This is a genomic window from Nitrospira sp. (assembly GCA_016715825.1).
Classification (GTDB): Bacteria; Nitrospirota; Nitrospiria; order Nitrospirales; family Nitrospiraceae; genus Nitrospira_D.
In genome coordinates this window covers 936,010-955,671 of record JADJXO010000001.1, presented here as the reverse complement: position 1 = coordinate 955,671, position 19,662 = coordinate 936,010, and the positions used below count along the sequence as shown (strand labels likewise).

General features: G+C 55.5%; 12 protein-coding genes. All 12 read right to left on the bottom strand.

From position 1 onward, the window contains the following. Window positions 1-128 precede the first annotated feature (128 nt). The 12 genes from IPM58_04620 to asnB all read right to left on the bottom strand — a co-directional run bounded on the left by IPM58_04620 (window position 129) and on the right by asnB (window position 19,658). Window positions 129-7,868: a VCBS repeat-containing protein gene (locus IPM58_04620; protein ID MBK9306375.1), complete on the bottom strand. Its 7,740-nt coding sequence runs from the start codon at window positions 7,866-7,868 to the stop codon at window positions 129-131. 733 nt (window positions 7,869-8,601) lie between these two features. Further along, entirely contained in the window at window positions 8,602-8,853 is a 252-nt protein-coding gene (locus IPM58_04615; GenBank protein MBK9306374.1) for a UPF0175 family protein, read from the bottom strand. Between the two features lie 60 nt (window positions 8,854-8,913). Next, window positions 8,914-9,066: a hypothetical protein gene (locus tag IPM58_04610; protein MBK9306373.1), complete on the bottom strand. Its 153-nt coding sequence runs from the start codon at window positions 9,064-9,066 to the stop codon at window positions 8,914-8,916. 2 nt (window positions 9,067-9,068) lie between these two features. Further along, on the bottom strand, window positions 9,069-10,103 hold the full coding sequence (gene mtnA / locus IPM58_04605) for an S-methyl-5-thioribose-1-phosphate isomerase (protein ID MBK9306372.1): 1,035 nt from the start codon (window positions 10,101-10,103) through the stop codon (window positions 9,069-9,071). Between the two features lie 41 nt (window positions 10,104-10,144). Continuing rightward, window positions 10,145-11,311 (bottom strand): undecaprenyl/decaprenyl-phosphate alpha-N-acetylglucosaminyl 1-phosphate transferase, encoded by a 1,167-nt coding sequence (locus tag IPM58_04600; protein ID MBK9306371.1) that lies wholly within the window; start codon window positions 11,309-11,311, stop codon window positions 10,145-10,147. After that, complete coding sequence (locus IPM58_04595) at window positions 11,308-12,369, bottom strand: DegT/DnrJ/EryC1/StrS family aminotransferase (protein MBK9306370.1); 1,062 nt, start codon at window positions 12,367-12,369, stop codon at window positions 11,308-11,310. Before IPM58_04595 ends, IPM58_04600 begins: the two co-directional genes overlap by 4 nt. Window positions 12,370-12,383: 14 nt before the next feature. Then, window positions 12,384-13,028, bottom strand: a complete 645-nt coding sequence (locus IPM58_04590; GenBank protein MBK9306369.1) for a PIG-L family deacetylase — start codon at window positions 13,026-13,028, stop codon at window positions 12,384-12,386. Window positions 13,029-13,042: 14 nt separating this feature from the next. Then, a complete protein-coding gene (locus IPM58_04585; protein MBK9306368.1) occupies window positions 13,043-13,750 on the bottom strand; it encodes a WbqC family protein in 708 nt (235 codons plus the stop codon). Further along, the gene (locus IPM58_04580) at window positions 13,741-15,321 is read right to left on the bottom strand and encodes a hypothetical protein (GenBank protein MBK9306367.1); all 1,581 of its coding nucleotides are present in this window, start codon (window positions 15,319-15,321) and stop codon (window positions 13,741-13,743) included. The genes IPM58_04585 and IPM58_04580 overlap by 10 nt, the downstream gene beginning before the upstream one ends. Continuing rightward, a complete protein-coding gene (locus tag IPM58_04575; protein ID MBK9306366.1) occupies window positions 15,314-16,504 on the bottom strand; it encodes a glycosyltransferase family 4 protein in 1,191 nt (396 codons plus the stop codon). The genes IPM58_04580 and IPM58_04575 overlap by 8 nt, the downstream gene beginning before the upstream one ends. Window positions 16,505-16,506: 2 nt before the next feature. Next, window positions 16,507-17,730, bottom strand: coding sequence for a glycosyltransferase family 4 protein (locus IPM58_04570; GenBank protein MBK9306365.1), 1,224 nt, complete (start codon window positions 17,728-17,730; stop codon window positions 16,507-16,509). Beyond that, a complete protein-coding gene (asnB, locus tag IPM58_04565; protein MBK9306364.1) occupies window positions 17,727-19,658 on the bottom strand; it encodes an asparagine synthase (glutamine-hydrolyzing) in 1,932 nt (643 codons plus the stop codon). Before asnB ends, IPM58_04570 begins: the two co-directional genes overlap by 4 nt. Window positions 19,659-19,662 lie beyond the last annotated feature (4 nt).

The window sequence follows — 19,662 nt, the reverse complement described above, 5'->3', positions numbered from 1 at the left end:
ATGGTGGTTTGTCGCTGTGCTCCGTAACCACTCTAAGCTCCTCCCCCAACAGCCGGGCAACATTAGGCATCATCAAGCCTTTTGTGGTGGATTGCCTAGCGGCGAATCCACCCTACGGTCCTCAACGGCTAAGGACTTTGAATATGAGATCGCAATGCACTTAATACTGCAGGCATCGTGTGAAGATAAGCACGAAAGCTTAGGCCTGTCTGCAATGGTAAATCGGGAATAGTTCTGTCTAATCCGAAGCCAATTGTGGATGGCTCTAATCTTATTCTTCTCCCCTGCGCCGCATGAATTCCACCGGGTATTTGTTGCTGCAACGCGTATTCATCGACGATTGCGCTATCCTGTGCAGTGCTAACAATTTCGCCTTCGACATAATAGGCCGTAATTCTTTGTTTAAGCCGATATGCTGACATTAAATAGTGAATACTTTGTTCTAAAATGTCCGGTGTAAATTCAGGGTTTCGTGCAATCAAGAAAGATCGCAAAGTTTCCGGGTGTACACCAGCAGCGTTAAAAGTGACCGCTTCGTCCCCTGTCAAAATTGTTGCAGCTGCTGCAAGCCCTCTACCTAAAGAATGACCAGTAAAAACGAGATGCGGATGCGACTCTTCAGTTCCTTGTCTTTCTAATGCTTGATGAACGCGTTGGGCAAGATCGATGGCTTTAATATACTCTGACCCACCACCCCCGGTTGCTTGTGAGAAATCTTGTAACCATTCAGCTAAACTTGTAGCGTCGGTACCACGAAAACCTAATACATATTCGTTTCTTTCGTAATTAAAGAACAATTCTGCATGGAAACCTTCATCTGATTGGAACAGCCTTGGATCTATACCCATGTCACGAATTGTTTCTTCTGAAAGACGTAACCAGCCTTCAGGTAATGGATTTTCCTCCCGATAAGTCGCATTACTCAGAAGAGCATAGTCATAATCTGTACCTTCCAATCGAGGGGGCGGAGGCGGAATAGGCGGTCCGTAATCCTCACCAGGCATCCTTTCTACCCCGCCAGGAGGTAAGGGCATTCTAGGTTCAGCCGATTGGGCCTGTGTGCCTGCCATGTCTAATAGTTTAGTGGGCATACAGTGTGCGTAAAGAAATGCGTTCGTTCCATCAGCAATCCCTATTGGATCCACACTCCCCCACCTCCCCAACCACGGCAAATAATACCGTGCCGTGTGATAACTCAACCCCGTTTCCTCATCCCTTTCCATCCCCGTATACCGATACCGCTTCGCTGTAGCGGATACCGCCGCATTCTTCGCCTGATATGCCGTCGTCCCATAGGGATGGTATTCCTCATAAGAAATCACCGCGCCGCCGCCATCCAGTTCCAGCCCCACCGACCCCAAATGGTTCCCATACTGATAACGATACAAAGCCCGCTCACCCAAAGCCGCATCGTCGGTACGCAACACATCCTCGACCATCAACACCCGCTGATCATCGACAAACAAATGATGGGTTTCGATCTCCTCGACCAAATTTCCGTTAAGCCAACGCCGGTACCATTCCATCCCGCCCAGGTAAAAACGCTCTTCCAGGGTGCTGCCGTTATGCTGTACCCGCTTGCGGGTGCGTTGCTTGTCGGCGTCGTAGTGATACCAGGCCTGTCCGCCCCCACCGAGGTTGACATGGTGGATCATGTCGCGAGTGTCCCAGTCCAAGCGATACTGATCCGGCACATTGGCCAGATTGAGCATGCTGCCGTGGAGGTCGTATTGGAAATGGACCGCATTCACTTCATCGCCGCCCAGCCAGGTGCGTTCCAGCCGGTTGCTGTTTTCGGCCGGTTCGCTGTGCCGGGTCCAACTGCCGCCATTCGCGCTATGCGCCATCCGCAAGAGGTTGCCAACGCTGTCGTAGTGATAACGCTGGGTATAGTTGCGTAAGGCGTTGGGGTCATTCGATAGGCTAATCGGAAAGTTTACTCGCGGCGCGTCGGGCAAGCGCTGAGGCGGCGCGCCGGTGGCGCCGTATTGCTCGCGTCCGGTGGCTTCGATCAGGCGATAAAGTGAATCGTAGCAATAACGGCTACGCGGTTCGACACGCTGATTGCGAAAAAAAACCGGTTCGTAGGCCTCATCATAAATCTCAGTGATGTTTCCAGAGGGATCGTAACGGTAGGAGAGCTGTTGCAGTACGTTCTCATCCCTTAACCCCGAACGGTGTTCCGGGAAAGCTGGAGCATAACTTCGATGGGTGGTGCGAAGCTGCTGTAAGCGGAGAGTTTCCGCATCATAGTGGTAACGCGTTGTGGTGCCGTTCCCGTACTGGATACGGGTGCGCTGGCCTTTGGCATCGTATTCAATATTGTCGACGGCTTCGGCGGTTGTTTCGTTTACGGCAAGGGATTCACCGGACAGCAGCCCCCGTGCGTTATAGCGTGGCCGATAAACGGCGGGCGTTTGACCTGCACGGTGCCAGTTCTCCAGCCGCGTCATGCGATTGAGCGCGTCGTATTCGGTGCGTTGGGTAAAGGTTTCCGCTTCAAACGCGCTATCCGGCGGATTGTCCGGCCAATGGATGATCCGGTCATCGTAGGCGCTGGCCAGTCGCCGCGTGACCGCCAACAAATTGCCCTTGAAGTCGAAACGCTCATTGGTTATCAGTCCGCTGGGGTCGTAATGCCGGTAAACTTGGCCACGAAAATTTCGCCCGCTGGCATCGGTTACATTCTCCCCATAGATGAAACGCTCGACCGTTTGCCAGGTGGCGCCGCCATCGAGAGTGAGTCGCTGCCGCAGGGGGCGGCGCAAGTCATCATAGGTCGTGTGATAAATGCGGTGCTCTGGTTCCGATCCGTCGACGCCGTTGACGTCCCAGGCATAGAAAGGCTGGCCAGCGGCGTCCATCAGCATCCAGCGATCGCCGCCGTCCATGCTGTGCTGAAACAGCAGGTTGCCGGCGATGTCGTAGCAGGGGGCGCTGTTAGGCGGAATCGCTTCGTTCGGCTGCGCTGACCACATCGTCGGCTTGACCGGCGCGAGGTACTGCATTACCAGATTGCCGCGGGCATCGCGGATCCATAGCGGCTTGCCTTCGGTATCCAGCTTGGTGAAGGTCAGGTATTTTTCGTCGCGCCAGGGGCGGTCCAACAGTGGCACATTGGCATATTCACCGGTGTCTTCCGGAACCCGGTTATGGGCGATACTGACCACCTCGCGGCCGAGGCTGTCGAGAAAGACCGTGGACGGCGTGTTCGCATGTTTTTCCGCCAGGCGGGCGGCCCGACGATTTTCCGGTGCGTCGTATGCCGCGAACCGCGGGTGCGACGGATCGGTGCGGCGCCGGTACCAGTCGCTCTGCCGGTTTGGATCGTCATGATAGGCCGTATCGCTGGGGTCGAAGCTGGTCACCTGCCAGGGCGAAAACTCCACCCGGCTGAACGTGCCGTCCGGCAGTTCGGTGCGCACCAATCGGCCTACCGCGTCGTAGTACATCACCGGTGTCACGCCTATCTCACGCGATTCCTCGAACACGTGCAAGTCAGTGAAATAGGGCTCGTACTGTTTGACCGGCTTGCCCTTATTGTTGAGGATCGTCTTGCCCGTGACAATCCACCGCAACGGTCCACCCTCGGCCTCCGGTTCGGCGTGGGCCTTCTTGACCAGCACGTTGCCGCTGCCGTCGGAATATTCAAAGGCGACTTGAAGCTGGGTGGTCACGCCGGTGCGGCGCTCTTCCGCCACATGGGTCTCGCGCAGAATCCCCGCAGCACAGGGCGGGTGCCTATCCCAAGCCGTGATAGTGCCGTCCGCATCGACTTCTTCGCCGAAATAATAGAGGTGGCGTGCGGTGGCAGTGGCCAACAATCCGCGCGACCGCGCTTCTTCGTAAGGGCGCACGAAGAGTGCCGCGCGCTCGGCGGCTGGTGGATCGATGATGTCGTCGGTGAGACCTGCTAGGGTATCGCCTTCATCGCCTTTGCCCATGAGCGCCACTGCGGCCGGCAATCCAAGGGTATCAAAAGCCACTTCGGAGAGGTTGTCGTTGATGTCGCGTATCTGCTTCGGCGCGAGCACCCGGTAGTCGAAGTTAGTCACCGCGACCGTATTACCAAGGGGATCGCGGCTGGATTGGATGAACAGGTCTCGATCGTCATAGGTCAGCGTCGTCGTATGGCCGAACGGATCAGTGTAGCGCTCAGGTAGAAAAAAATGTGTTGCGGCGTCCGGCTGGAACCCGGCGATGCCGGAACGGACCCAATGCTGCCCGGCGGTGTCCTCGCCCGGGAATCGATCGAGTACTGCCGTGCCGGAAAGGTATCCGCTTCGGTTGGCATCCTCCAGGGCGGTTCGCACTTCAAGTGTCACCTTGTCGCTCAGGATCGCCGTGAGGAGGGAATCAGTCAGCGCGAGCTTGTAGGTTTCGTAGGGCAAGCCGATGGCGCCGAGCCGACGAAACGGCAACGGTTCCGTGAGGAAGCCGGGCATGGCAGGATGGTCTTGAAAGAAGAGCACTCGCACATGCTCGACGATGCGCTTCTGCAGACTGCCATCCGGTCGATCGTGATAGGCAATCTCACCCACTGCTCTGTCCCCCGATGGATAGACCGTGCTCAACTGCAAGCGCCTCAGTTCGTCGAGGGTAAAGTAGCGGTTGTCGTGCTCGTCTGGCGTGGTACGGTCTTCATCGTCGTCCGGACTAATTCCGGTCACCTCGTAGGACAATACTTCGCAAGGCACGCGCAGGCGGTAGAGATCGGGATCGCCGGAGTCATTGACGTCATTGGTGTACCGAGTCTCGGTGTAAGCCAGGTGCCGTTCCCTCTGCACCGCGGCGATGCGCTCCTCAGCCCCGTCCGGCAATGCGGCGTCGATATGTCGACCGATGCGGGGATAGGCCACTGCCACGGCTTGGCGTACGTTGCCATACTCGTCGATGCTGAGATTGAGAGTATGGGCGATGCGCGGATCCGGTGTCAGCCTCTCTGGCCGCAAGTCCAGGTCGTAATGATAGGTGATCGCCTCGCTTTCAGTGGTCAGAAATACTGCATGCGGGTTTGTTCCCCGCTTCTGCAGGCAACGGACATGACAGTTGCGATAGGCGGAATGAAACAGCCTGACTCGCACATGCTCGCCGTGCGCGAGGGCGTCCACATCGAGCTCATAGGTTTCCTGGCGTAGCACCATGCCCTTGCAGGCACGCAAGGCCTCGCGCCACTCATCTGCGGTGAGGTCCTCCGCTGCCAGATCCGGTTCGGGCAACGCGTTTTCACGAAACGAGCCGAGGACGTTCGTCATTGCAGGGTTCTGCTTCTCGAACCAGTTCGGGAAGTACTCGTCTGTGTACTGAGAGAGCACACGGTCGCGATTGAGGCAGGCGCCGGTATGAAACCAGCTGATCGTTTTCACCGGCGGCTGGTAGAGGGTGTGGTCGTCCGTGATGAAGGGACTTTGGGTGTTTCCGGCCGCGAAGGTCCCGTACTCCTCCGCATCCACCTGCTCCACCCGCCCGAATCCTCTGAACTCACGTTCTTCTCCATCGAAGTAGCCATGGTGATAGCTGTAGGTGCTAGAGAATCGCGTGTTCCGCCACTTGTCATGGACCGTCACTTGTTCCACAACATGCACTGGAAAGGGCAGTCGCGTGACCCAGGGTTTTCCGGCGAGTTTGTCGGCGAGATAGAATTTCGTCGATGGTGCGTAGTCGATAGTCGTTTCCGCGCCGAGATTGTTGCGGGTCTGTACTAAGAGATGCGGCTTTTGGCCGCCCATCAAGTTGACGTAGCGCATCGGCTGCCGCACATCGCCGGGCAGGGGCGATGACCAGACGAGGCAGGCGGTGCCGTTGCCAAGCAGATCGGTGGGCACGACACTCACCATCTCGTCGATACGCGGGAAGACCTTGAGGACGTGCGGCTGGCTCCAACTATTGCCCGATTGGTTGAAGTAGAGTCGCACCCCGTCGCGATGGAGATAGATGATGTCTGTGGTCCCGCTGCCATTGATGTCGGCCAGGCGGATGCGTTTCTGATCAAACTGATCCGGATGATCGAAGTGCGGCGTGTGGTCCATTGTAACCTTGGCGCCGAACGTGCCATAGCCCAAATTGGGCCAATAGCAGACCTCCCCGTTTCTGATACGGACCAGATCCGTGAGACCATCACCGCTCAGATCGGCAAGATGGATCGATTCCGTGCCGTCGGCGAAGACCAGACGCGGACCCCGCTCTTCGTCCATGGCTTGGGAGACGCGGCGGGCCGTATCAAACCCCTGCTCTGCCAAGGACGGATGCCAGATGAATGCGTCATCTTCGGTGATTAGCACATCGGCATGGCCGTCACCATCGAGATCGACGAATTTGAGATTTGGGTCGCGCAGGTCGCGGTTCAGTCGCGATGTGAACGGCCTGAATGGCTGCCATCCCTCTGCCTCATCGTGCTCATACAGGCCGGGCGTCGGCCCGTCCCATGTCACCAGATCCGGCAGTCCGTCCCCGGCAAGATCCATGAACTGGGCCCCACCGGCGAGGGCCAGATTGGGTTTCACCGCAACCGTCTCGACCGGTGCGAACAGGGCCTCGGGCTGCATCTCGCCATTGCGGGGTTTCATGTTGATGGGGCTGAGATTGCGTTTGTAGAACCAGGCCCCGGCTTGCTCGGTGAGAATGCCGGGGATGCCCTCGCCGTGCAGGTCGGTCCACTGATAAGCCGCGCCGTTGAGGCCAATGGGAAGATTCTCCAGACTTTCGGGATCGACCTCTTCGACGAGATCTTGGACTTCCGGCTTACTATAGGTGAATTCGATCGGCGGCAGACTGCGTGAGTCGTAGCCGCCGTTGTTACGACGGTATCCAGTCTGTGTGACCTCTTGCAGGAACGTGTAGACGGGGTTCCGAGCGCTAGTCGGCTCTTGCTCGTGTGAATAGGTGAAATCGGTGGAACGGACCAGACAATTGGCCTCCACGTTGTCTTCACCAGGGAAGTGGTGAAACATCAAGACCCGCTGGCACAGACGGTAGGTTCGAACTTCGAATCCCGCTCGGTAGGAGGAGAACGGATCCTGCCGCACAGCCCACGAAATCGCTTCAGTCGGCAGCGGACCGTCCGTCGCGTGGTCGTCATAGTCGAACACCGTTTCAAACAGCCAGTGGGAGCTTCCATCCGTATCATTCATCCCAGGCGGCTCAGGCCAGGAAGCGGCTGGTTGCAGTTCTGGAAAGTACGGTACGTGGTTCCCGTACCGAATCCGTTTGAGGTATCGTTGTGCGGAGCGAGATGCGTCGCTTCGATTTCGTTCATGAACTTGGGTGACAGCCACACCAGTGGAATCTTCAGCCTTGTATCCGTAGACCACGACATTGCCTTTGTCGTCGTACGTCTGGCACATGAGCCAACTGAAGATGCGGGACGGATCCGCCTGGTCTTGAATGCGGCTCTCCGCAGTCTTGCCGTACCATGTCGTGATGTTGTCTTTTGAGATCGATCGCCAAAAGGTATCGTCGGGTTTGTGCTTATTAGTCCAACGTTCAATCCGGGCAAAGAGTCCTTCAACACGGGGACGATAGCGGCGAATATGATAGACCTGACCGTCCACAGTTCGGTCGGAGACCACTTCCGGCTCCCATGTCCCATCCGCCGTCTTCGTGAGTGTTGGAACGAGGTCTTCTGAACCGGAGAGAATGAAGACGTCTGACTCAATAGAGTCTTGGTATTGCGGCAGGCCTTTCTCAGTCTTTCGCGTGATCGATGGAAGTGACAAGCTCCAGCCGAATCCAAACGGTCCGTTGCCGGCCCCGGAATCATAGGAAAGCGAAAGCTGGGGGCCAAAGCCGGAACGCCCTGGGCTCGTGGCAATCGGCACGGACATGGAACCCGTGCCGGTGACCGGATTCGCGGCGAATTTCTCGCCCATCCCACGAATCGCCCCGCCGCCTTTCGGGAGGGAGATCGACGGAGCAGAGATCTGAAAGGATTTCTCTTGGGTGGCACCAGACGATGGGGTCGTTGATTGTCTGGCATCCGGCAGACCTTTGTCTCCGGCTGATTGTCGCCCCGTCTGCATTGGATACAAATCACGCAAGATTTGTGCTGTGGTGACTACTTATGTGATCGTATACTTTTCAAAAACTTAGAGATCCTCACAAGACTGGAGCAACAGAGGGTGTATCTAATTGTAATCTATCTGAATCGAAAAGGATTCAGTATAAAGGGAAGGCAGTAAGTGGGATGGTGTCTCACTATGGAACAGGAGAATAGGTGCTGTAGGAACATCTGCGTGATGAAGAGAACTCTGAAAGACTATTTGGATTGAGACTGTGACGCGAGTTCGCTGGGTATGAACACGTGTCGTTCGGCGATGGTCCAAGGCACGATCGGTTAGCTCGCTTCACCAGCCAACTTCAGAACTGCTGCCCGAGTGACTGGTGACACACGAAAGCGATGAAACTGGAGCCGATCGATCTGTTCTTTGACACTTACCACTAACCCTGGCCTTCACATCAGGCAGATCAATACCAATTGATCGCCCTTCCTCAAGTTCGTGCAGTACGGCGGGAGGAATGAAGATACGTCCGGCAAGAGCAGGAAGGAGATGGAGCAGATCAATCTGATGCAGGTATTGGATCAGGGATGTGTCGCAGACAATGTCAGGCAAGGCGCGGTTCTTTCAGGAGCTGCTCCTCATTCAAGCGGAATGTGTCTACCCCATACTCTGCTAGCTTGGTGAGAAAGACCGTCCGAGAGACGCCGGCCAGTTGGGCGGCAGCCCCTGAAGACAATTGCCCCAACTCGAACAGCTTGACCGCCCCAGCCATACGCAACGCCTCTCCCATTCCTTCCGGAGACAACTTCAGCGCCAGCAAGGCATCATCCGGGATATCCAGCATGATTCGGCTCATAAGGCCCTCCTCTTCTATCGGTAGTATAGCAAATTTGCCGAGAGCCGAGCGATTAAGTGATCACCTCTCGTCTTGGCGTTCTGCCAACAGAAACTTGACGATATCTCGCTGGAGCTTCAGCGGTGATGGAAGTGAAATCTGCTTGAGTGAGGGAGCCCCGGGTAGCGGATGTCGAACTGTCAGTTGGGTGCCTTCCTTCTGTACATCGTACATGATCACTTTCCCTGAAACTGTGCCGCGAGGTCACCCGGTTTGAAGACCCCTCGCTCGGTGATAATACCAGTAATCAGTTCAGCAGGCGTCACGTCGAAGGCAGGATTGTAGACCTCGACATCTTTCGGAGCGACTGGATGGCTGCCATGGATGGTGGTCACTTCGAGAGGATTTCGCTGCTCGATTGGAATGTCGTCTCCGGATCTCGTGTTGAGATCGATGGTGGAATAAGGAGCTGCGACATAGAAGGGAATGTTGTGGGCCTTGGCCAAGACTGCCACGGAATAGGTGCCGATCTTGTTGGCCACATCCCCGTTCGCGGCAATGCGATCTGCGCCGACGATACAGAGATGTATCTTCCCTTGTCTCATGAGCGAGCCAGCCATGTTGTCGGTGATCAATGTCACTGGAATCTGATCTTGCATCAGCTCCCATGCGGTGAGCCGTGACCCCTGAAGTACAGGGCGAGTTTCATCAGCGATCACATTGATTTTCTTGCCTTGTTCACATGCAGCACGGATGACTCCAAGTGCGGTTCCATAACCGGCCGTGGCAAGCGACCCGGCGTTGCAGTGAGTCAGCACCGTCTGTCCATCCTTAATCAATTCAGCTCCATGGCATCCCATAGTCTTGCAAAGGCTGATATCTTCTTCAAGTATCGCTTGAGATTCTAAAGTAAGAGCCTGCTTGATTGTCGAGATGGGTTCAGTTTGTAGTGACTCCAGTTTCTGTTTCATCCGTTCAATAGCCCAGAAGAGATTGACGGCGGTTGGTCTCGTCGCCGCCAGCTCATCGCAGATTGTGAGCACGGCCTGAGCAAACGAGGAATACTCCGTTGCACTCACCGCTTGTGCCCCTAAGGCGACTCCCATCGCTGCTGTGACCCCAATTGCTGGGGCTCCCCGAACTTTCAACGTACGTATCGCATCCGCAACGGTTTGGTAATCCTGGCAATCAAGAAATTCAACCGATCCGGGAAGTCGGCTTTGATCAAGCAAACGGACGGCGCCATTTTTCCATTCGACCGTGGGAACCATGGGGAGATCTTTTAGCGGGAATTGCGCAGGAGTGCAAGTCTTTATCGGCGGCGACCGCTGATTTCCAAGATCGTGAGCATCGCAGCGATTAACCCTGCCTGAATGAGGAGGAGCACGGCTTCAGTGGTGCTGGCATGACGGAGTGCCAGCGCAGATAGTCCAAGGCAAATTGTGAAGAGAAAAATCATGGCGACACTGGCCTGACGTGATCCCAGTGCTCGTTCCAATCGGTGGTGTAGATGGTCCTTGCCGACGTAATCCAGCCATTCCTTCACGGATCTGACTTTCCCGGTGAGCACGCGCTCCACGGTGATGTGAATCATGTCATAGATCAGCACGCCGAAGATCAGCAAGGGATTGCTGAAGGACACGATGGGGCTGGAATCCGCCCAATTGCCTTTAATAGCCAAGCACGCCAGTGTGAATCCAATGAAGGTCGAGCCGCCATCACCCAAAAAAATGACGGCAGGTTTTCTCCCTCGAAAATTGTACGGCAGAAAGCCAAGACCGGCGCCGATCATGGCAATGGCGAGCCATCCCAGTTCTGCTTGATTGGTTTCGAATGCGACCACACCCAGAAATCCGGCGAGCAGAATGGCCAGGCCGGTGGCCAATCCGTCCATCCCATCAAAGAAATTGAATGCATTCGTGATTCCGACGATCCAGAAGAGTGTCAGCAGCATGTTGGCGACTTCCCCGAGCGGTCCGGGTGGAAAGAGTGTGAGGACCTTCCCCGAGGCGATCACGATGCCGGCGGCCAGCAATTGTCCGATCAGTTTTCCAGAGGCCGGCAATTCTCGAATGTCGTCAAGTACTCCGATAACGAGAAGAAGAGAACCGGCCACCAGAATAGCGATCATCCAGTCGGGGACGATGGAGTTGAGCAAGAGCGACCCAACGAAGCCCGCATATAACGCAACACCGCCGATCCGTGGAGTCGGGAGGACGTGGATCTTGCGATCAGCCGGAACATCGACAAGGTTCCACTGATGGCCGATCCTGACCATCAAGGGTGTGACGGCTCCTGTACCAAGAAACGCAAAGAGGAAGACATGCAGCCATCGCAGCCCTTCGAGCTGAAAGATTTCTTGAACCGGAGGGATCGCCAGCGCGATAGCTCCAAGCGCTGCACCGGACACCACCGGCGTAATCCAGCGCCACGTGGTCGCTGAGAAAGGAATCGTCAGTTCTGGTTCAACGACCTTCATGACCACTCCGAACGCAAGGCCTGGAGAATTTGAGCCGTATCCTCATCCGTCAGTGCCGGGAACAGTGGAATGGAGAGTGCCGTCCGTTCTGCTTCCTCGGCAAAAGGGAACCCGTCCAACTCGAGATAGCGATGGAGCGAGCGAAATACCGGCTTTCGGCATTGGATCCCTCGCGCTTCAAAACGCCTGATGATGTCCTGAAGTCCGTCCGCTTTGGACGCAAGATCTGGGAGACGTACGACAAATCGATAGTAGGTGTGCGTGTGCCCTGCTGGCACGGTTGGCACCACCAGGCCGACACCGCTCAGTGCCGCTCGGTATTCGTCGGCAAGGCACCTCCGGCGTTCAAGGAACGAGTCAAGACGTTCCAGTTGCGCCAAACCAATGGCAGCGTGGAGGTCAGTCATTTTCAAGTTTGTCGATCCAGGATGGAGGGATGGGGTTTCGTCATACTCTCTTAATCGGCGCACTCGTTCCAGTAAGCTCTCATCTCTCGACAGCACCATGCCTCCCTCGCCGGCGCAGAGCAGTTTGGTGGCATAGAATGAGCAGACCGTCAGTATGCCGATGGATCCTGCGCGTCTGCCCTGCTCCGTTGCGCTTAACGTTTGCGCGCAGTCTTCGATGATGGGCACGCCCAATGCTTCAAGTTCGGTGAGAGCGGCGGAAAGACCGAACAGATGTGGCACGATGATGGCCTTGGTCTTTGGTGTGACGGCCTGGCGCGCTGCCTTTGGATCAATATTGAACGTGCCGAGATCGATATCGACTAGCCGAGGTATGGCCCCGACACGCTGAATGGCCAGCAAGGGGGCGGCGCACACATAGCTGGGCAAGAGCACCTCATCGCCGGATCCAATGCTCAATGACCGGAGGGCGACTTCCAGCGCAGCTGTTCCGGACGTAACTGCGACGCCTCCGGGCAGCCCGAAATAGGCTGCCATACCATGCTCAAACCGTTCCACGACTCCTCCCTGAGCAATTCGGCGCGAGTGCAGCACCTCCGTTACCGCGCGAATGTCGGCTGCCTCGATAGCAGGTCGTGAATGTGGAATCATCGTTGCCCCGGTGATTAGATTCCGATGTTGATAAACAATCGCAGAGGGAGAAAGCCTTCGGCTGTTCTCACTCGGCCTTGGATCCCTCGAAAATGCGCCGAGGACCGCACCAGATCGGCAATGCTGAGTCCCTCGATATTGGTCTTTCTGATTTGGGATGCGTGCGCTTCCAACGATTGAATCTTTCGATCCAACGCTTGTTGGATATCCACGAACACCGTCGGAGCAAAATTTTGGGTCGTCGGGCCTTCGTAAAACAGCACATTTTTGGTGTATCGCGTGGCGGTAATGGTGCTCATGGCCAGATGCCGGTGATCTTGATGGGTATCATCATGATAATGAACAAAGATGAAATGAGGCTCAATCTTTCGAACAATTTCCTCCACTGTCTGAATCAAATCGCGCCCGAGTGGAACCTCGGTGTCTTGATACCCGCCCCAAAACACTTCCTCAGCCTGGAGCAATTTGGCTGACCGTTCTTGCTCCTGTTTTCGAACCGCCGTATTCCCTCCCGCACCACCTTGAGTCATCACCATCAGAAAAATGCGATGGCCATTCTCGGCATATTTAATCAATGTCCCTCCACATCCGACTTCAATATCGTCCGGATGGGCTCCCAGTGCGAGAATGCGCATTGATTCCTTGGTGTTGATGGCCATGATGCAAAATCCTCCTAGGCAGTTGTCATACAAGACTTGATTGTTCGCGCATGGCGCAGTGTCACCCGCGCGTCGGGCCCTTGCATGAATAAGAGATCAAGCGCGGAGAGATTCGGCTCGAACGGCTCATAGATTTGGCGATAAATGGGGTGATGGAACGCTTGTATCTCTAATCGTATTCCGGCGGCTTCAAAACGTACTCGATCCATGTAGTGCTCTGCACCAGGTCCTGCGAGATACTGTGTGGCGCCGACTGCCCGACAAAGATCAATCAACCGATCCGTTGGTTCCTCACGAGCGAGATATTCGGATGCACAGCGAACGGGTGTATTGATCCCATATGCCTTAAGCAGCCATTGCACGGTGGCCTTGTTGAGATCGCACAGCTTGATCCACGCTGTGGAATAGAGCTCGCGTAATTGAGGCAGATAGGGGTCACGATAAGGAGCTCGAGCATAATGCATTGCTAGGGCACGGAGATGTTGAGCTCTCCATGCGGTGGTGGGATTAATCAGAACATCATCGATGCGCTGGCCGAACTGGTGAAGGACAGGGACAGTGAGCCATTGCCATCCGTGAGAGCTACGAATACGATTGCGATTTTGCCATTCGTGTTTCTTAAATTGCACGGTATCCAATAGAAGAAAGAGATCGGATTGATCGATCTTGTCGAGATACCCTAGCCAGGGCATGAATTGCGGTTGGTGAATGGTTACGCGCATGATGGCTTCAAGCTCGCGTTACCTGAATTACGGCGTACTCCTTGAGTCGCGCTCGCAGGTGTGCCGGCGCGGGGAGCGACATAAATCGGGTTGGTCAACAACTCCCCGCTCGTGCCGATCGCCTCCACGCGATAATTCAGCCACTCTCCAGACTTCGCCTCACGATCGACGAGGTCAAGCTGCATGGGAGTATGGCCTTCGATTTGCCTGATGACCTGACCCGATCGAATGACTCGGAGCTTTGTCGGGTGAGATTGTCCATCAACGGTTGAAAGTCGGACATGCACGAGGATATCGCTGATCGCGCTTCCCTGAAGAGTCTCACCGATCATCGCCGAGGTATCCTGGTTCGATACCAGAAACGCATCGAGTTGCAGCAGGACATTCTGGTCGCCTCTCGCTACGGCATAGGCTCGGCCGGTCCGGATTCCATCCATGACACTGGCTCTCGTTCGATCGACAGCTTGGATGACGGTATACACTTGATCGAGATCTTTCCCCGCATCCGAAGTTCCATGGAATGCCACTTCTCCGATCATTGTCGGGCATGCGGCTTGAGCGGTGGTCATCTTTGAGTGAAGCAGTTGGTCCCACACCCCCCCTGGAGTCACGACCCGTCTGACGTCTTGGTACAGCCCGCCGAATCCCGTGTAGTTCCGTGTCAACACTAGTGCCTCAGGATGAGGCTCGGTTTTAATCGTCACCATCCCTAGAGGGCCAAATGAGTGTTGACTGAAATCTCGAGCTTCCGTCATCGACCAAAATACCAATGCGCCACGTTCAACCGCCTTATCAATAAGGTCCTGATAGGGTCTGTACCCTACAGTGGCATCATGAGAATCATATGGCGGCATTTTGATAGGCCAGGCATTGACCGTGAGTCCGAGACTGATGGCTAAAAGGATGATCGCACAGCCCTGTCGTACACGAGACCGATCTCCTATCGATTCGAACGCGCGTGATCCGTCATGCGTCCATAGCCAGGCCACTGGGACCAATAAGAGAAGCGGGAGTCCATTGGCCAAACTTTGCCAGTTCCACACAAAAGAACCGGAGTTGCCACGTGCAGGAAGCCGTTCATAATCCTCTGCCTTCTCAAGCCCAATCACCAAGAGATTGCGCTGCGCATTGTGCATGGTGAGATTGCCTTGCAGAAGCGAGCCTGTCCAATAGTAATGGGGAGCGACCTCTACCCCAGGGATGATCATCAGATTCGGATGACGTTGCTGAACCGCCTGAATCTCGTCGAGGAATCGTTGGATGCCATATTCCATGATGGATGGGAATGTAACCTGGTGCTTTAAAAATCCTTCCAATGGGTGAACGCCATAGTCATATCGCAGAGTAAAGTTCTCCGAGAGAATGAGGACATCTAACTGCTGCTGTTCGGCTCGTCTTGCCAAGGATTCCAAATTCAGCATGCCCGTACTCATCGTACTGTGTACATGAATGGCAGCCCGTAGAGATAACGGCTCTCGGTCCGGCATTGCGGCGAACCCGGTTGTGATGGTGGTGAGGGACATCGCCCCGGCCCATAGCACACATGTCTTGACATACCGTGCTCTAAGCATGACCAGCGACTGCTTCCCTATAGGTTGACTCGATGGCCTGCACCATAGCTGGAATGCTATAGTTCGTTCCAATGCTGCCCATGGCACGTGTCCCCAATTCATGGGACCATGTCGGATTCTCGAGGAGACGTCGTAACGCGCTTGCTAATGTCGAACTGTCTCCGGCTGGAACAAGTAGGCCGTTCTTCCCATCCTCGATAAGGGAAGGAATGCCACCGACTCGGCTGGCAACGACCGGAAGTCCGGCAGCCATGGCCTCAATCAGGGCACGCCCCATCCCTTCATTGAGCGACGGCAAGACAAAATAATCCAAGCCTGCCAAGCAGACTTCGATATCCTCTCGATGCCCGAGTAGATGTACGGCGTGGCCGATTCCAGCATTCTCTGCTTGGCGCAGGAGCCTGTCATGCTGGTTGCCTGTTCCGATAATCACCAAATGTAGATTATGGTGCGTCTGTCTCAGGAGAGTGACGGCATCGACTAAAAACCGATGCCCTTTGATATCAGTGAGCCACCCGACTGAACCAATTATTTGTGCATGAGGGGGGCATTCGAACCAATCAGGGATGACCTTCCCATTCGCGCGAGCCTTTCGAAAACGATCAAGATCGATTCCGCTCGGCACTACTGCGAAACGATTGGCCTGCCCAACTCCTCGCTCAAGATGTTCCTGTTTCTCGGCAGGTGTGAGTCCGATGAGTCGATCAGTCTTCCATGCCAAGGCCCGCTCAAGCTGGAGAAATATCCATGAAGGAACGGTACTGAAATGTCCGTAAAACACGTGACCGTGCGGAGTATGGATAATCACAGGAGTTCCGGCGATCCATGCAGCCACTCTCCCGAGTACTCCGGCTTTGGACGTGTGCGTGTGCACGATATGTGGGCGTTCCTCGTGCAATAGCCGAACCAGATGCCACAGTGCTCTTAGGTCTGACAGTGGGCTAATATGACGAACCAGCGACGCCACCATGTGATGCCGAATCGACTCTTTCTCTAAGAGCCGAAGGTTCTCAATGGTTGCTATGTGCCCTCCTTGTGCGTCCCAGCTGCCGGTTTCTCCGGTGATTACAACCGGCTCAAAATGCGAACGATCATGCCCGAGTGCCGTGAGCATAGTGTTCCGAGCGGAGCCTCCCCGATCAAGCCGAGTAATAATATGGACCACTCTCTGAAGTGCCATCATTCCTATGCTGCAAGCCGAGACGACATTCCGCCATCCAGCATTCTGGCAAGCTCGCTGCAATGTTGTGTCCAGTTGTAGCGTCTCTCAATGAGCGAGCGTCCTTTGTTTGCAAGACGGGCAGCTTCACCAGAATCTTGTAATCGCGTTAACACCCGTTCAAGAGCTCGAGCGATCGACGGGCCATCGGTTCCTTGAGCGACGAGAATGGGATCAACCTGGTTCAAGACTTCCGGAATCGCTCCGACCGGTGTTCCAAGTACGGGCGTACCGCAGGCGAGTGCTTCGACCATCACCAGTCCGAAGCCTTCAAGCTGGAGGCTCGGCATCACGACGAGATCAGAAGCCTGATAGTAGTCGCCGAGGGTCGATTCAGGGACAAATCCGACGAGGCGTACGGACTCGCACAAATGCTTTTGACGTATCACCTCTTGAAGCCGTGTCCTCAAGGGACCCTCTCCTCCAATGACGAGCAGGAGTCGTGGCTGCGAGGGAATCAGTATTTCAAGGGCGCTGAGTAAGTTCTCCAGTCCCATTCGTGGGACGAGGTTGCGAACGGTGAAAAGGATGGTTCGGTCGCTCGGCAAGTTGAGAGTTGCCCGTGCTGCCTGGCGTTGTAGTGACGGTTTGAAACAATCTGGGTCAACCGCTCCGGGGATCAGTCCGATTCGAGCGGATGAGATACCGTGCGCAGCCATGACCCGTTGACGCATGAACTGGCTCAGGACCACCACGCGATGGCATCTGGACATCACTACGCCTTCGACAGAGCGCCTCGCTCGAATATTTGCTTCTCGGCGCAAGCTTGCGATCGCCGACTGGGCCGGAGTGTTTCTCGTGTCATACTCTTCGTGCGCGAGGGAATGGCAAAGATAGATCCATCGAGAGGCGGCATGACGACGAGTGAGAATTGGTCCAAGTCCGGCCATCGCTTGATGGATGATGACGGCATCCAGAGGTTCGGTCGTGCGGAGGCGATCGAAGCCCTCGACCGAACGCCGTACCGACGACCACACAAACGCAGCTTCATGCGTGCGATTGACCGGATAGCGCCATTCCCGAATTCCATTCATTTCGATCATACTCGGTGATCCCACCTCAGGAGCCCGCGTCAACAACTCCACATGATGTCCGAGCGCCGCTAACCCAAGCGCCTGATTGCGAAGAACCCGTTCCGCCCCGCCGATCACCCGTTCTGCTGAGACATCTGCTAACAACACCACATTCATGATGTAGCCGCCATGGTCGTTCTGTCGGATGCGCTGAGCGGCAGACCTTGATGCCAGAGTTCCAGCACAATGAGTGCGTACAATTGATCGGAAAAATTGCGACGACGGCTCTCATGCTCGTCCAATAACCACCGGACATAGGCCGGTTGAACGTAGCCCCGTTTTCTGATGACATCATCCGCTAACAGGTCGTGAGCCATCTCGCGGAGGTCCTCTCGAAGCCATCGAGCCATCGGCACCATAAAACCTTGCTTGGGAGCACGAAGGATTTGATCCGGCAACAGACCTCGTAACATTCGGCGCATGAACCCCTTCAATTGCCAACCGGTAAACCGAACTCGAGAGGGAATTCTCAGGGCGGCGGCGAGCAGTCGATGGTCGCAGAATGGGACGCGAAGCTCGAGCGAGTGCACCATGCTCATGCGATCTGCCATGCGTAGAAGATCATCAGGGAGATAGCTCTGGAGATCGACACCCATGGCACAGTTCGCAGGATCGGAGGATGGCCACTGGTCGAACAGCATATCTGTCGGTCCAAGAGGTCGATCTCCGGCAAACATCGGCTCCAAGCGCTCGCCCCACAGAGTCCCGTTCCATTCGGCTGGAATGAACGTGGTCCAGCGCCGGTATTGCTCCTGAAGTGAGAGGTGACCGTCTTGGAGGAATCGTTTTAAACGGCCGGCTTGATCGCGGCTGGTTTCGTGCCCATCAAGATGGTGGCTCCAAGTGGCCACTCGTTCACGGAGTCTCTGTGGGAGATACTGATAGTGTGCGGCCGTGCGAAGACCCAGATATCGAGGATATCCCCCGAACAGTTCGTCTCCCCCAATCCCGGACAGCGCCACTGTGACGGTTTGGCGTGCAACCTCAGATACCAGGTAGGTGGGAATAGCCGATGCATCAGCGAACGGCTCACCCATGCCTGCAACGACCTTGCTGATCAGAGAGACGGCATCCGGCCTCAGGATTGTCTCAGCATGGGTCGTCTTAAAATGCGTCGCAAGAAACCGCGCTGACTCGAGTTCGCTGAAGGATTGATCGGAAGGATGTTCATAGCCGATCGAGAAGGTCTTGATGGGACCGTTCTGGCTCTTTGCCATGATGGCCAACAAGGAGGCAGAGTCGAGCCCGCCCGAGAGAAAGAGTCCCAATGGAACGTCGCTGATGAGATGAGCGTTCACCGTCTCTTCGAACGACTGTAATACGTCTTTGGCCGTCTCGTTGATGGTCCATGATTGGCTACTGTGGAGATCTTCGTCTGGGCTGTAGTAGCGCAACAACTTTACTTGTCCGCCGGATATTTTCATCGCTTGGCCTGGACGTAACTGATGGACCCCAGCAATGGCGGTGTCTGGTCCTGGCACGTACAATTGCATGACGTATTCGGCGATGCTCTCCGGACGAAGTCGCCAATCCGGCACGGCTTCGAGCAACGAAGGAATTTCAGAGGAAAAGACAACGCGGGTGCCCACACCCGCTTCACTCGGACGAATGGCATAATACAGCGGCTTGATGCCAAGGCGATCACGAATCAGCCATGCGATATGACGCTCCTGATCCCACAGTGCAACTGCAAACATGCCTCGTAATCGGCGAAATGCTTCGAAGCCTTCTTCTTCATAGAGGTGGACTAAGACTTCCGTATCGGAGCGAGTCAATAGCTGGTGCCCTTTGCTCAAGAGATCGTGTCGTAATTCTCGATAGTTATAGATTTCTCCGTTCATGACAGCCCAAACAGTCCTGTTCTCGTTGTGAACCGGTTGGTGCCCACCCTCTGGATCAATGACCCGCAGTCTTCGTGCACCAAGCGCGGCACCGGGCTGACGATAGATACCCTCTTCATCGGGTCCACGATGCACCAGCTTCTGCAGCATTCGCTGAAGGACGTCGCCATCATCTTCACCGATGATTCCGCAAATGCCACACATGGTG